General features: G+C 61.4%; 12 protein-coding genes. 4 read left to right on the top strand and 8 right to left on the bottom strand.

Annotated features, from left to right (window positions below; genetic code table 11):
• Positions 1–69: 69 nt before the first annotated feature.
• The gene (locus tag ACZ89E_RS09760; RefSeq protein WP_476255498.1) at positions 70–1,989 is read left to right on the top strand and encodes a tyrosine-protein phosphatase; all 1,920 of its coding nucleotides are present in this window, start codon (positions 70–72) and stop codon (positions 1,987–1,989) included.
• Positions 1,990–2,123: 134 nt separating this feature from the next.
• Here ACZ89E_RS09760 and ACZ89E_RS09755 read toward each other — a convergent pair whose 3' ends face one another.
• The gene (locus ACZ89E_RS09755; RefSeq protein WP_476255497.1) at positions 2,124–3,059 is read right to left on the bottom strand and encodes a helix-turn-helix transcriptional regulator; all 936 of its coding nucleotides are present in this window, start codon (positions 3,057–3,059) and stop codon (positions 2,124–2,126) included.
• A gap of 181 nt (positions 3,060–3,240) precedes the next feature.
• On the opposite strand from ACZ89E_RS09755, the gene ACZ89E_RS09750 reads away from it, so the two are divergent.
• Positions 3,241–3,633, top strand: coding sequence for a GFA family protein (locus ACZ89E_RS09750; protein WP_476255496.1), 393 nt, complete (start codon positions 3,241–3,243; stop codon positions 3,631–3,633).
• 14 nt (positions 3,634–3,647) lie between these two features.
• On the opposite strand, the gene ACZ89E_RS09745 is transcribed toward ACZ89E_RS09750, so the two are convergent.
• From ACZ89E_RS09745 to ACZ89E_RS09730, 4 genes are all read right to left on the bottom strand, one after another.
• On the bottom strand, positions 3,648–4,331 hold the full coding sequence (locus ACZ89E_RS09745) for a hypothetical protein (RefSeq protein WP_476255495.1): 684 nt from the start codon (positions 4,329–4,331) through the stop codon (positions 3,648–3,650).
• Between the two features lie 13 nt (positions 4,332–4,344).
• Positions 4,345–5,169 (bottom strand): suppressor of fused domain protein, encoded by an 825-nt coding sequence (locus tag ACZ89E_RS09740; protein WP_476255494.1) that lies wholly within the window; start codon positions 5,167–5,169, stop codon positions 4,345–4,347.
• 176 nt (positions 5,170–5,345) lie between these two features.
• Positions 5,346–7,025, bottom strand: a complete 1,680-nt coding sequence (locus ACZ89E_RS09735; RefSeq protein ID WP_476255493.1) for a thiamine pyrophosphate-binding protein — start codon at positions 7,023–7,025, stop codon at positions 5,346–5,348.
• A gap of 188 nt (positions 7,026–7,213) precedes the next feature.
• Complete coding sequence (locus ACZ89E_RS09730; RefSeq protein ID WP_476255492.1) at positions 7,214–8,050, bottom strand: NAD(P)H-binding protein; 837 nt, start codon at positions 8,048–8,050, stop codon at positions 7,214–7,216.
• Between the two features lie 157 nt (positions 8,051–8,207).
• On the opposite strand from ACZ89E_RS09730, the gene ACZ89E_RS09725 reads away from it, so the two are divergent.
• Positions 8,208–8,921 carry a TetR/AcrR family transcriptional regulator gene (locus ACZ89E_RS09725; RefSeq protein ID WP_476255491.1) on the top strand — a complete coding sequence of 238 codons (714 nt, stop codon included), beginning with the start codon at positions 8,208–8,210 and terminating at the stop codon, positions 8,919–8,921.
• Here ACZ89E_RS09725 and yghU read toward each other — a convergent pair.
• The 3 genes from yghU to ACZ89E_RS09710 all read right to left on the bottom strand — a co-directional run bounded on the left by yghU (position 8,918) and on the right by ACZ89E_RS09710 (position 12,008).
• The gene (yghU, locus tag ACZ89E_RS09720) at positions 8,918–9,757 is read right to left on the bottom strand and encodes a glutathione-dependent disulfide-bond oxidoreductase (RefSeq protein WP_476255490.1); all 840 of its coding nucleotides are present in this window, start codon (positions 9,755–9,757) and stop codon (positions 8,918–8,920) included. The two genes, ACZ89E_RS09725 and yghU, sit on opposite strands and share 4 nt — an antisense overlap.
• A gap of 69 nt (positions 9,758–9,826) precedes the next feature.
• Positions 9,827–10,498 carry a class I SAM-dependent methyltransferase gene (locus ACZ89E_RS09715; RefSeq protein WP_476255489.1) on the bottom strand — a complete coding sequence of 224 codons (672 nt, stop codon included), beginning with the start codon at positions 10,496–10,498 and terminating at the stop codon, positions 9,827–9,829.
• Between the two features lie 94 nt (positions 10,499–10,592).
• A complete protein-coding gene (locus tag ACZ89E_RS09710) occupies positions 10,593–12,008 on the bottom strand; it encodes a purine-cytosine permease family protein (RefSeq protein WP_476255488.1) in 1,416 nt (471 codons plus the stop codon).
• A gap of 321 nt (positions 12,009–12,329) precedes the next feature.
• Here ACZ89E_RS09710 and ACZ89E_RS09705 point away from each other — a divergent pair, with 321 nt between their 5' ends.
• Complete coding sequence (locus tag ACZ89E_RS09705) at positions 12,330–13,241, top strand: LysR family transcriptional regulator (RefSeq protein WP_213939365.1); 912 nt, start codon at positions 12,330–12,332, stop codon at positions 13,239–13,241.
• The last annotated feature ends 11 nt before the right edge of the window (positions 13,242–13,252 follow it).

The following is a 13,252-nucleotide window of genomic DNA, read 5'->3' as shown; positions in this document are numbered from 1 at the left end:
TTTGTCACATTCAGTCTCATTTCATTGCAGATAGTGGCCAGCCCAACGCGTTTCCAATGAGGCTGCCCCGTGTTTCAACGTCTTCTGTGTTCGCTGTCCGTTTTGAGCCTGTCCATCGCCGCCGCCCAGGCTGCCGAGAGCGCTGCCCTCGATACTCCGCACCTGCGCAGCATCGACAATTTCCGCGATATCGCCGGCATTACCACCGCCTACTCCACGGCCCACGATGGCACGATGCGCAGCGGCGTGTTCTATCGCTCCAACGCGCTGACGCCGTCGGCGGCGGATCTGGCCACGTTGAATGGCCTCGGCATCAAGGCGATCTACGACCTGCGCACGCCGAGTGAGATCGCCGCCACGCCCGACACACTACTCACCGGGGCGACCTACGAGAACATCGACATCATCGGCAGCACCACGTCCGGCGCGAACATCACCACGGTCTCGTTCAAAAGCGCCGCCGATGCCATCGCCATGATGCAGCAGACCAACCGCGCGTTCGTCAGTGATGCGGGGATGCGCAGCCAGTTCACCCGGTTGTTCAATGAACTGGCGAGTGTCGACGGCGCCGCGCTGTTCCACTGCACCGCCGGCAAGGACCGCACCGGTTGGACCGCGGCTGTGTTGCAGAGCATCGCAGGCGTCGACAGCGCCACGATCATGAGCAACTACCTGGCGACCAACGACTACACCGCCGCGCGGGTGGCCGCGACCCTGAAGGCGATGCCGGCGAGCATGGCAGCGGTCTATGCGCCGCTGCTCGGGGTCGAGGCCAGCTACTTGCAGGCAGGTCTGGATCAGGTGATCGCGCAATACGGCAGCATGGACAATTACCTCAAGCAAGGCCTGGGTCTGTCCCAGGAAACCCTCTATGTGTTGCGCGGCAAAATGGTCGAATACAACAGCCTGCCGGGCCAGGCCGGCCTGATCGGCAACGCCGCTGCCGGCGCGCAGTTGTTGCAACAGTTGCAGAACAGCCACCTCTCCGGCACCTACAGCGTCTACAACAACTACCTGCAATCGGCCATCGATGCCGGCAGCCTCGGTGGGGTCGAATCCACCGTCGGCGGCCAGGTGCATGCGGACGCTGCCAGTTATCTGCTGCGTCAAGGCGCGATGATCGAACAGGCGTCGGCGCCGTTCAGCAGCGGCACGGACCTCAAGGTCGGCCAATACCGGTTATGGAGCACCGCGCTGACGGGCTATCTGGGCACTGACGGCTCGGCCCACACCGCCAGCAGCAACGAGCACAGCCAAGGGTTGATGGTCGGCCTGACGCAACGCTTATCCGAACAACTTAGCGCCCATGCCGGCTTCGGCTACAGTCGCGGCAATGTCGGCGGGGCGGGCGGCGAGGCGGATACCGACCTGACCTTTTTCAGCGTGGGTGCGCGTTATGCGCCGGGCGGTCTGGAACGCGGACTATTTGTCGACGCCGACGTCAATGCCGGTTGGCTCGACTACGACAGCAAGCGCGACCTCGGCGGTGGGCTCGGTTCGGCCAAGGGCGACAGCCATGGCAACCTCAGCGGGGCGAGCCTAGCGCTGGGCTACCGTTTGCCGGTGAGCGGCATGATCCTCGAACCGAGTCTCGGTGTGCGCGTCAGTCATCTGGACGTGTCGGGCTTTCAGGAGAAGGGCAGCGAACTGGCCCTCGATGTCGATGGCCTCCAGGCCACCCGCCGCAGTGCCGTGGCCAACCTCAAGGCCTCGTTCGCACCGATGGGCATGGGCGCGTGGAACCTGGTGCCGGGTGTTGAAGTGGGTTACGAGCATGTGCTGGGCGATCACACCGTCGACAGCGAAGGCCACTTGCTGGGCCTGGACATCGAACAGCGTGCCGCCTTCGACAACCGCGATCAGTTCAGCGGCGGCGTCAATCTCATGGCCAACCTTGGCGCATTGAGCCTGGGTGCCGAAGTCGGCGCCAGCGGTGGAGGTGACAGCCACGGCTTCAGCGGCGGTCTCAAGGCCAGCTATCTGTTCTGATCAACACCCAAACTGTGGCGAGGGAGCTTGCTCCCGCTGGACTGCGCAGCAGTCCCCTGCTTTTCAGATAGAGCAGGGGGCCGCTTCGCGACCCAGCGGGAGCAAGCTCCCTCGCCACAGGTTGCTCGTCGTGTTCAACGCCGGTTTTTCAAGCCGTTTTTCGCCTCCGCCGGGCTGATACCGTAGGCGTTCTGGAAGTACTGGCAAAACCTGCCGACATTGCTGAACCCGTATCGCACGGCCACCTCGGTCACGGACGTGAACGCACCGTCCGCCAGTGCAGCGTAGGCGCGCTCCAGACGCACCTGCCGCTGATAGGCCACGATCGACATGCCCACAAACCGCCGAAACCCCTCCTGCAAAGCACGCTGGCTGACGTTGCTCAGCCGCGCCAGCTCCGTGCCGCTGACCAGGTTGTCGGGATGTGCCTGAATGTACTCGACCGCCCGCTTCACATGCCGTGGCGCAATCAGCGGCTCAGGGCGGCGAAGGGCTTGGCTGAAGTTGTGCGGCCAGGCCTCCAGCACCGCGTCCACCAGCATTTCCCGAAGGCGCGAGGGCATCAGCGTACCGGCGTTGATCAGCAGGTCGAACTCGGTGCCCGTGGCCAGATCGATCAAAGCCTTGATGCCCTGGAACGCCGGGGAATCCAGATCCACCTGTGGCTCGAAAATCAGCGGGTTCAAGATCGGCTTGCCCAGCAGCATCGACAGACGTTCGGTGATCACCCCGCGCCGGATCGAAATCCCGTGCTGCGCATGGTTGTCGATAAACCGCATCGAGCGAATATCCGCCTTGTCGATCGCCAGCCCAACGTGGGCAACGCCTACCGACTCGGTGCCGTGGTTGAAGACAATCGTGCCAGCGGTGGGAATGACGAAAGTGATTTCATCCACGGGATCGGGAAAGGCCACCGTGAAGTCGCCTCGATAGTGCATGCGGCGAAAACTCACGCCTTCGTGCCGGCCGTAGACCCCGCCGATGATGATGTGCCCCGGCGGGGGCGGCGTGTCGGCGTAGCGGTTGCCGAACAGCTTCGAGAACAGCGCGCCGAAGCCGTCGCAGCGCATGTCGTTGGACCTGAGGATGATTGACTGGCGTGTCGAGGTTGAGAACACCTTGAGGGGCACCTTGGGCAGGGCAATGGGGGCAGGGCGGGGAAGATAGCAGGCGGGGCGTGACAGGTTTGTTACGGGGGTTGCTTGGACTATTTTTAACAGGCCCATCGCATGATTTCAGAGGAGACACAGCATGGACCGATTCACTGGCGGCTGCCTGTGCGGCAATGTCCGGATCGAGGCCTCGGGCCGACCCTATCGCGTCGGCCTGTGTCACTGCCTCGACTGCCGCAAACATCACGGAGCGTTATTTCACGCTTCGGCGATTTTCCCCCAGGAGGCGGTGACGATCGAAGGCGAAACCCGCGACTACGCCGGGCGGTGTTTCTGTCCCCGCTGCGGCTCGTCGGTGTTCAACCGCAGCGCCGACGAAATCGAAGTCAACCTCGGCTGCCTGGACGCACCCGACCAACTGACGCCCACCTATGAAAGCTGGACCGTGCGTCGCGAGTCCTGGCTGCCGGCGTTTCCGCTGACGCGACGGTACGCGGGTGATCGTGAAGGCACGGGGCGGTTTGAAGAGTGACGGATGCCGACGCGTCACTGCACCAAGTAGAGCGCCTGTGAATCTTGCAGCGGGTGCGCCAGCTTAATGGCCCGTTCGACGACTCGTCGTTCCTCGCCCGTAAGCTGCTTCCTGCCCATCTCATGAAAGGTGCCACCGGGATCGATGTGCACTGAAAAAAGCCCGATCAGATCGTCGCCGGATTCCTCGAGGATCAATTCCAGGTGCGCCTCGTTTGAGGTATTCGCCGTTAAATAGGTAAATCCTTCAACGAGCGCGCGACCACACCAGTGCAGCTCATCCCATGCCAGAAAATTCCCTTGCTCGCTGCCAATGCCTTGCAGATTCCAGGATGTCGACTCCTCTGGAAGTGCTTGCAGGGCTGGCAGTAATCGTTCGCAAGCGAGGATCTCAAGTTCGTACTTGCGCTCGCCCTGGGGAGCTGGATGCGCGCACGCTTGGGCCACGCCGATGACGTGTGCTTTCAAGAGATGGCTTTGCGAAATTTCGGAAGGTTGTTCACTCCAGCCATTCAAGTCGGACACGGGCGGGCACCAGATCAGCAGAATGGTTGCACCGGCTTCCGGGCGGTCGTCGCGATCAAAGAACGCGAATGTCTTTTTACCCACGGCCGGCACGATATCGTTGAGGTGGATGACCGGAGCGCTGTAATCAATGCCCGAATCCAGTGACCAGAACCTTGGACGGTAAATTTTCATTTGAACCGCCCGGTCACACAACGCTGGCACGCTGCAGGCTGCTCATATGCCCGACGCCCGCAGCTTTCAGGCGGATCACCAGATCCTCTCGCGCCGCGCGCCCACCGGCACGGACGTATTCAAGCTCCGACGCCGTGATCAATACCACCGGAACCAGGCTGACCGGCGATAAGGGCATGTCGTCCAGGCGGGTCGGGAAATCCGCTTCCGGGGCACCCAGCAAGACGCCGGTCGAGTCGTCAGCGGTGATGAAATGTTGGGGAAGTTGATCTTTCATGTGGTGCGACTGGCTGACCCCGGGACATTCGAGGGAGAGCGCGCCGTATTGTTCAAGCTGATGGGTGATTCCTCCCGCGTCGGCCACGGTCTTGGCCACGTGTTCCAGCAGCTCGAAGGCCCAACTGCGCTGGAAAGGATTGACCTCACCCACAGGGCCGCGGGCGTGCACGGGGATATCGGCGGTTTCGATGAATAACTCCATTTCGAAACCATTGCCCATCCCTTCAGTATCATCGAACGGGTCGGACAGGCCTTCGGTGGCGAGGATGATCGAATCGCCACGGCGGACCACCCGGTAGGCCTGGCGGGTCGAGGGCCAGTAAGGTCCACCTGACAGGCTCGGACTGATGAAGTAGGCAAGGACATCCTGCTCGACGGTGCCGACCGCGCGCCAATGACGATCCAGGCACGCCTCGCTGGCATGTCGAGCGGCCTCATTGGCCACTTCGAATGCTGTCGGGTTGTCGGCAGCTACCGGCTCGGAAAATGCGTGAGGTGGCTGGGCGTCCGGGGTTGCTGGACCTTTCAGTGAACCGAGAAGCTTCTTGAAAAAATTCATGTGCGTTCCGTGCTGGATGTTGGTTAGGCCCAGCAAACGTCAGCAGCCACTGAGCCGATGGCAGGCATTATGTGCGTTGTCTTAGCGTTTATTAACCACCGCCGTTCACTGGCCTTCAAGGGGCGGCAAGCGGTGGTGCAATCGACTGTTTGACGACCGACCCTGAAAATGGCCGCTCACTGTTTGCTTGATTGCTCTCTGATCTGCGTCAGGCTGAGACGAGGGGTCAAGGCTTCCGGGTCGACTCTGACCTCAATCAACGATGGCCGGGACATGGTCAGGCAGCGCTCGAAGGCGGGCGCAAAGTCGCAGGTCTCGGCGACCACCTCGCCATGCAGTCCATAGGCTTGGGCCAGTGCGGCGAAATCCGGGTTGTGCAATTGCGTGCCGGACACGCGCCCAGGGTAATTGCGCTCCTGGTGCATTCTGATGGTTCCGTACATGCCGTTGTTGACCACCACGAAAATCACATTGGCCCCGTATTGCGCGGCGGTGGCGAGCTCCTGACCATTCATCAAGAAGCAGCCATCCCCGGAGAACGAAACCACCACGCGATCCGGACAGGTCAGTTTGGCGGCCACGGCAGCCGGCACGCCGTAACCCATGGAGCCGTTGGTGGGACCTAACTGGGTGCGGTAATGGCGGAACTGATAGAAGCGTTGAAGCCAGACGGCGTAGTTGCCGGCGCCATTGGTCAGGATCGCGTCATCTGGAAGCCTGCGATTCAACCACTCAATGATGTCGGCCATTTGCACTGGGCCGGGGGAGGATGTGCGTTCCAGGTTTTGCAGGTAATGCTGATTCAGCGTGCGCGTCCACTCACTGGTTTTTTGCGGGTTTGTGGGTGACAGTCCTGCGGCTGCTTTTGCAAAGCTCGACATACTGCTGTTGATCGCCAACGCCGGTTGATAGACCCGTCCCAGCTCTTCAATACCTTGGTGAATGTGAATCAGGGTTTGCTTGGGGACGGGAATATCCAGGGCCACGTATCCGCCTGTCGACACTTCCCCCATTCGCGAGCCGACGACCAGCAGCAGGTCAGCCTCTTTCACGGCTAACGACAACTGTGCGGAGGCCGCGAATCCAAGATCGCCGACATAGTTGGGGTGCCGATTGTCGAACAGGTCCTGACAACGAAAGGAGGCGGCCACCGGGAGATGCTGTTGTTCTGCAAAAAGGCGAATGTCCTGCACGGACTCGGGATCCCAGCCGCTGCCGCCCAACACCATCAATGGCCGTTCCGATTGCTCAAGCAGTTGCTGCATGGCCGCCATTTGCTCGACTGCCGGCGTCATCAACACCCGTTTGAACGCGCCGGCATCACTGACCTCGGCCATTTCGGTCAGCACGTCTTCTGGCAGGGCGACCACGACCGGCCCCGGCCTGCCATTGACTGCTCGGTGAAACGCCTGGCTCACCAGTTCGGGAATTCTTCGGGTGTCGTCGATTTGTACGACCCACTTCGCCAAGGGGCCAAACATCTGGCGGAAGTCGACCTCTTGGAATGCTTCGCGATACTGCTGATCGCGAGCGACCTGGCCAATGAAGAGGATCATCGGCGTCGAGTCCTGGAAGGCGGTGTGGACGCCAACCGCGGCGTTGGTTGCACCTGGGCCGCGAGTCACGAAGCAGATGCCCGGCGCTCCAGTGAGCTTGCCGTAGGCTTCTGCCATATAGGCGGCACCGCCTTCCTGACGGCAAACAATCAGATCGATGTCTTCTTGCACGTCATGCAATGCGTCGAGAACCGCCAGGTAGCTTTCTCCCGGCACACAAAAAGCCCTTTTGACGCCATGGATGCGCAAGGCATCCACCAATATCTGACCTCCGCTACGACGAGAAATGGTTTTATTCATTGTGATCTCCTGAGGCGAATGGTGAAGAAGGAAAAGGGCTCACTTTCTGGCGGTTCTGACGCGTTCAGAGGGAAAAACAGCGGGTAACGTCTGCGCCCGATTCTGAGCATCATCGCGTAGGGGGACAAACGATGATTGCTCAGCACTTCATTCCCTCAGCTATTGAAGTCGGACTGAATAATGGGACGTTATCCTTCGCTGGCCCACACCCCGGTCGCCGCCGTGCGCCGGACATAATCGCTAAAGTCCCGCGCCGGCCGCCCTAACGCACGCTGGACGCCATCGGCTACCGACGTATTGCGGCCATCGAGCACGGTGGTGAACAGGTACAGCACCAGGTCGATCACTTCGGCTGGGAGTTCTGCCTGTTCCAATGCTTGGCGATAATCGTCCGCCGGGACTGAGGCGAACTGGATATCGCGCTGGGTCTCACGGGCGATTTCCTTGACCGCTTCGGCAAAGGTCAGCGCGCGTGGGCCGGTCAGTTCATAGAGTTGGCGTGAGTGTCCGGGTTGGGTCAGCGCCGCGACGGCGATTTCGGCAATGTCTTCGGCATCGATGAAAGGCTCGGCGATAGTGCCCACGGGCAGGACAAGTTCCCCTTGCTGGATGGGCTCGAGGAAGTGCGCTTCGCTGAAATTCTGGAAAAACCAACTGGCGCGCAGGATCGTCCAGTCGACGCCGCCGGCCTGTACGACCTGTTCGGCCTGTTCGGCTTCGACCTCACCGCGCCCGGACAGCAACACCAGTTTGCGGACGCCGCTGTTGACCGCTTGATCGGTGAAGGCCCGGACCGTTTCGAGCGCGCCCGGGACGGCGAGGTCGGGTTGAAAGGAAAGGTACACCGCGTAAATGCCCTCCAGCGCAGCCGCCCAGGTGCTTCTATCTTCCCAGTCGAAAGCGGGGCTCGCCGCGCGAGAACCCAGGCGAACGGGCCGGCCGGCAGCTTGCAGGCGTTGGGCAATTCGCCGTCCGGTTTTGCCGGTGGCGCCGAGAATCAGGATGGTTTCTTGTTCGGTTTTCATCGTTTCATCTCCTTCGGGTTAATGTGAGTGATGCTCACGTTTAAAAGATGATAGTCCCTCATGTTTTACTGTCAACGGGCAGAATTGCCGAGCCCGACGTACGGCAAAAACCCCGTGGTGGCCCGGTATCGGTCCGATGCTAAAGTGAGCCTATGTCATGTTCTCGTCCGGGAGATATACGCCAGTGCCCAAGAAAACCCTCGATACCGTCGAACCGTCTGTTGCAGAGCCGACGCGGCGCAATCCCACGCAGCAACGCAGCCGCGACCGCCAGGAGCGGATTCTCGCCGTCGCCACTGATTTGATCGCGAGCAAGGGCAGTGACCAGGTCAAGATGAGTGAGATTGCCGAGCGTTCAGAGATCTCGATCGGCTCGCTGTATCAGTACTTTCCGGACAAAAGCTCGGTGATTCGCACGCTGGCCGAGCGCTATAACGCTGAAAGCCGTCGTTGTATCGAAGAGGCGCTGGGCGCCGTTGAGGACGCGCAAGGACTGAGAACGGCGTATTCCGAGTTGCTCGATCTGTATTACGAAATCGTTCTGGCGACACCGGCCATGCGGGATATCTGGTCCGGGATGCAGGCGGACAAACAGCTGATGGCGCTGGAGTTGCAGGAGAGTCGTGTGGCAGGCGGGATATTGAGTGATGCGATGCTGCGGGTGTTTCCGGGCAGTGATGCGCGACAGGTTCGGGAGTCGGCGTTTCTGATCTGGCATCTCGGAGAGGCGACCATGCGCTTGGCCGTTTCCTGTGCCCCGGAGGAGGGGCGCGGCCTGGTCGAGGCCTTCAAATCCATGTCGTTGCGCGAAATCATGGCGCCGGCGGCCGGATCGAGTGAGCCCGATCCAGCCGTCGACGTGATCAGCTAAGCCAGATCATCGGCCTGGTGCCGTTCAGGCACCTGGCTCGCCTCGTCGCCCCATGTGCGGTTGACGCGTTGCCCACGGATGACCGCCGGCCGCTTGGCAATCTCCTCGGCCCAGCGCTGCACATGGGTGTATTCCTGGGCCGAGAGAAACTCGGCCGCCGAGTACACGTTATTGCGCACCAGTTGGCCGTACCAGGGCCAGACCGCAATATCGGCGATGGTATAGCTGTCACCGGCCAGGTAAGGGCTTTCACCAAGACGACGATCGAGGACATCCAGCTGACGCTTGGCTTCCATGGTGAAGCGATTGATCGGGTACTCAAGCTTCTCCGGCGCGTAGGCGTAGAAATGCCCGAAACCGCCACCCAGGTACGGTGCCGCGCCCATTTGCCAGAACAGCCAGTTCAGGGTTTCGGTGCGTCCAGCCGGATCAGTCGGCAGGAAGGCGCCGAACTTTTCCGCCAGGTACAGCAGGATCGAACCGGACTCGAACACGCGAATCGCAGGTTCAACGCTGCGGTCCAGCAATGCCGGGATCTTCGAGTTCGGGTTGATCTCGACAAAGCCGCTGGAGAACTGATCACCTTCGCCGATGCGGATCAGCCAGGCGTCGTACTCGGCGCCGGTGTGCCCCAGCGCCAGCAGTTCCTCGAACAGGATGGTCACCTTCACGCCATTGGGCGTGGCCAGCGAATACAGCTGCAACGGATGCTTGCCCAGGGGTAACGCCTTGTCATGGGTCGGCCCGGCAATCGGCCGATTGATGCTGGCGAATTGGCCCCCGGACGGTGCGTTATTTTTCCAGACCTTGGGCGGAACGTAGGACGCTTTGCTCATGAGACGGACCTTATCTAGTGTGCTTGCCGTGATCACATGGACCGCGGATGGACAGTTCGTAGGGACAGATCACCCCCGTTGTTCGGCCACCAACAGCAACGACTGCGGCACAGGGCTTTGCGGGTGCTGCGGCTCCTGCAGGCCGGCCAGCCGAAACCCGGCCATGTCCAGCGCATTGAGCCAACTGGACAAGGTGCGAAAGTACCACGGCATGGGTTGCCATTGGCCCTTGAACCCGGCAAAGGTCTCTTCCCGCCAGCCATCCTGATAATCGCCCGCCGCCACGGTCCAGGGGTGCAACGTCTGGATCACCAGCGCACCGCCGGGGGCGAGCAGGGCGTTCATGGCGGCGAGCAGCGGAATGATGTCCTGATGCAATAAAGCGAAGTTGGCGCAGATCAAATCAAAGCCACTGCCAATATCCACCTGTGCCTCGACCAACTGTTCATAGCTCGCCACATGCACCGGCGCTGACCCCGCCGCCCGCGCCGCCTCGACCAGCGTCCCGTCGCCATCCACCCCGACCGCCTCAATGCCCCGTTTAGCCAGCGCCCGCAACAGCCAGCCTTCGCCGCAGCCCAGATCGAGCACGCGCTCGGGCTGCCGGCCGAGTATCGCCAGCAGGATGGCCTGGTCGGTGACCTGGACACGGCTTTCGAGCGTGCCGCTGCGGATGGCTTCGATCCAGGATTGGGCGTTGTGGTGCCAGCTCTGGAGCAGGGTGGATTCGGGGCTGGGCATATGGATGTCCGGTTTGGGGGGCTGAAGGCAAGAATAGAAAAAACCCGCAACTCAGTGCGGGTTTTTTTTACGCTTGAAAAATCTGCATTAGCGCTTACCCGGCGCTCGCCAGTTTCCCGGTGGACAACCGACGCTTATAAGCACTGTCCCGACTCGCCAACCAGAAATACAGCGGCGACGTAATCAGTAGCCCCACCACCCAGGAAAGATCCGCGCCGTTGATGTGCTCGGAAATCGGCCCGACGTACAGCGGCGTGTTCATGAATGGAATCTGCACGATGATCCCGATCGCATAGGCCAACAGCGCCTGTGGGTTGTAGCGGCCATAGATCCCGCCATCGACGTGGAAGATCGAGTCGATGTCGTACTGACCTTTGTGGATCGCGTAGAAGTCGATCAGGTTGATCGCGGTCCACGGCACCAGCACGACCAGCAGTACCAGCACCATGTCGACGAAGTGGCCGATGAAGTCGGCCGAGGCGCCGACAGCGGCGAAGCAGCAGGCACCGAGGACGATGATCGAGAGCACGGCGCGGCTCTTGGCGGTGGGGATCCAGCGGTAGGCGAAGGTTTGGATCAGGGTGATCAGCGACAGCACGGCGCCGTAGAGGTTGAGGGCGTTGTGGCTGATGACGCTGAGCAGGAACAGCACCAGCATCAAGGGGCCGATGGAACCGGTGGCGAGTTTGACCGCGTCCATGGTGTCCATGCCGACCGGTGTGGCGAGGACGGCGACGGCGCCGAAGATGAACGAGAGGCTGGAGCCGAGCACGGTGCCCAGGTAGGTGGTCCAGAAGGTCGAGGCCACGGGTATGTCGGCCGGCAGGTAGCGCGAGTAGTCGGAGACGTACGGCGCGAACGCGATCTGCCACAGCGCCGCCAACGACACGGTGGCGAGCCAGCCGGAGATGTTGAAGCTGCCACGGGTGAGAAAGTCAGCGGTCTGCACGTGGGTGAAGATGTAGCCGAAGCCGAGCACGATGCCGGCGCCGAGCACCCAGGTGCCGATGCGGTTGAGCACGTGGATGAAGCGGTAGCCGATGATGCCGATGATGCCCGAACCGAGGGCGCCGATAACGATGCCCACCGGCACCGGCACGCTGTCGACCACGCCATGCAAGGACTTGCCGGCGAGGACGATGTTGGAGGCGAAGAAGCCGATGTACATGACTCCGGCGATCAGCACCACCAGTAGCGCACCGAGGGAGCCGAACTGGGCGCGGCTCTGGATCATCTGCGGGATGCCCATCTGCGGGCCTTGCGCCGAGTGCAGCGCCATCAGCACGCCGCCGACCAGATGCCCGACCAGAATGGCGACGATGCCCCACACCAGGTTCAGGTGGAACAGTTGCACACCGAGGGCGCCGGTGACGATGGGCAGCGGCGCGATGTTGCCGCCAAACCAGAGAGTGAACAGGTCCCGGACCTTTCCATGGCGATCTTCCGGGGGAACGTAGCCGATCGTGTGTTTCTCGATCAGCGGGGCGGAGGTTGTTGCAGAGGTGACCATGACGAACTCCAAGGCAAAGTGAGTACGTGGACGTACTTCGGTGAGCGCCGCATGGGCGACGCTTTTCTTGTTGGAGTGATGATGTGCAATGCACTGGGATAGATAAATTAGTAAGTTTGTTGCCTTAAACCTTAAAAAATATATGCCCGTGGTTTGGGTGGGTCCGGTATGTTCTGGGTGCGGTGTTCGCGCGGTTAACCAGCCAACACCGCCCTCTGTAGGAGCAAGGCTTGCCCGCGATGGCGTCTGCGAGATCGCTATCGCGGGCAAGCCTTGCTCCTACAGGATATGCGTGTGGTGTGTGTTTTCTGGAGGGTCCGCATGGCCGCTTACAACCTGCGACAGCTGCGCTATTTCGTCACCACCGCCGAGTGCGGCAGCGTGGCGGAAGCTTCGCGCAAGCTGTATATCGCCCAGCCGTCGGTGTCGACAGCGATCAAACATCTGGAAGAAAGCTTCGGCGTGCAGCTGTTTATCCGCCATCACGCCCAGGGTGTTTCGCTGACGCCCAGCGGCTCGCGGTTTTACCGCAAGGCGCTGGAGCTGTTGCGGGTCGCCCACGAGTTTGAGCAGAACGCCCTGGCGGACAACGACGTGGTGGCCGGGCAGATCGATATCGGCTGCTTTGAGACCGTCGCGCCGCTGTACCTGCCACGCTTGATCGCCGGGTTCAAGGAGCGCTGGCCGGGGGTGGAAATCCGCATTCGCGACGGCGAACAGCAGGAACTGGTGCAGGCCCTGACCGCCGGCAGCATCGACCTGGCGATGCTGTTCGAACACGACCTGGACAGCACGATCGAGACCGTTCCCCTGATGCCGCCGCAGCAGCCCTATGCTCTGCTGCCAGCGGACCATCGCTTCGCGCAACAAGCAAAAGTGTCGCTGGACGACCTGGTGCTGGAGCCGATGATTTTGCTCGACGTGGTGCCGAGCCGAACCTACTTCGTGAGCATTTTCGAAGAGCGCGGGCTGACCCCGCACATCGTCTTCAGCTCGCCGTCGATCGAGATGGTGCGCGGCATGGTCGGGCGCGGTTTTGGCTTTTCGATTCTGGTGACCAAACCGTTCTCGCCGTACACCTATGACGGGCAACAACTGGTGTGCATCCCGCTCGCCGAAACGGTGACCGGTTCGGGATTGTCGGCGGCGTGGCTCAGACGGTCGCAACTGACCAAACCGGTGCAGTTGTTCGTGGATTACTGCCAGGAAGAATTGGCCCGACTCTATACCTGAGCGTCGGGCCT

It is taken from the genome of Pseudomonas sp. TE3899 (assembly GCF_056279105.1).
Note: the sequence above shows the minus strand (reverse complement) of the source record. Positions and strands in the feature narration are given on the sequence as shown.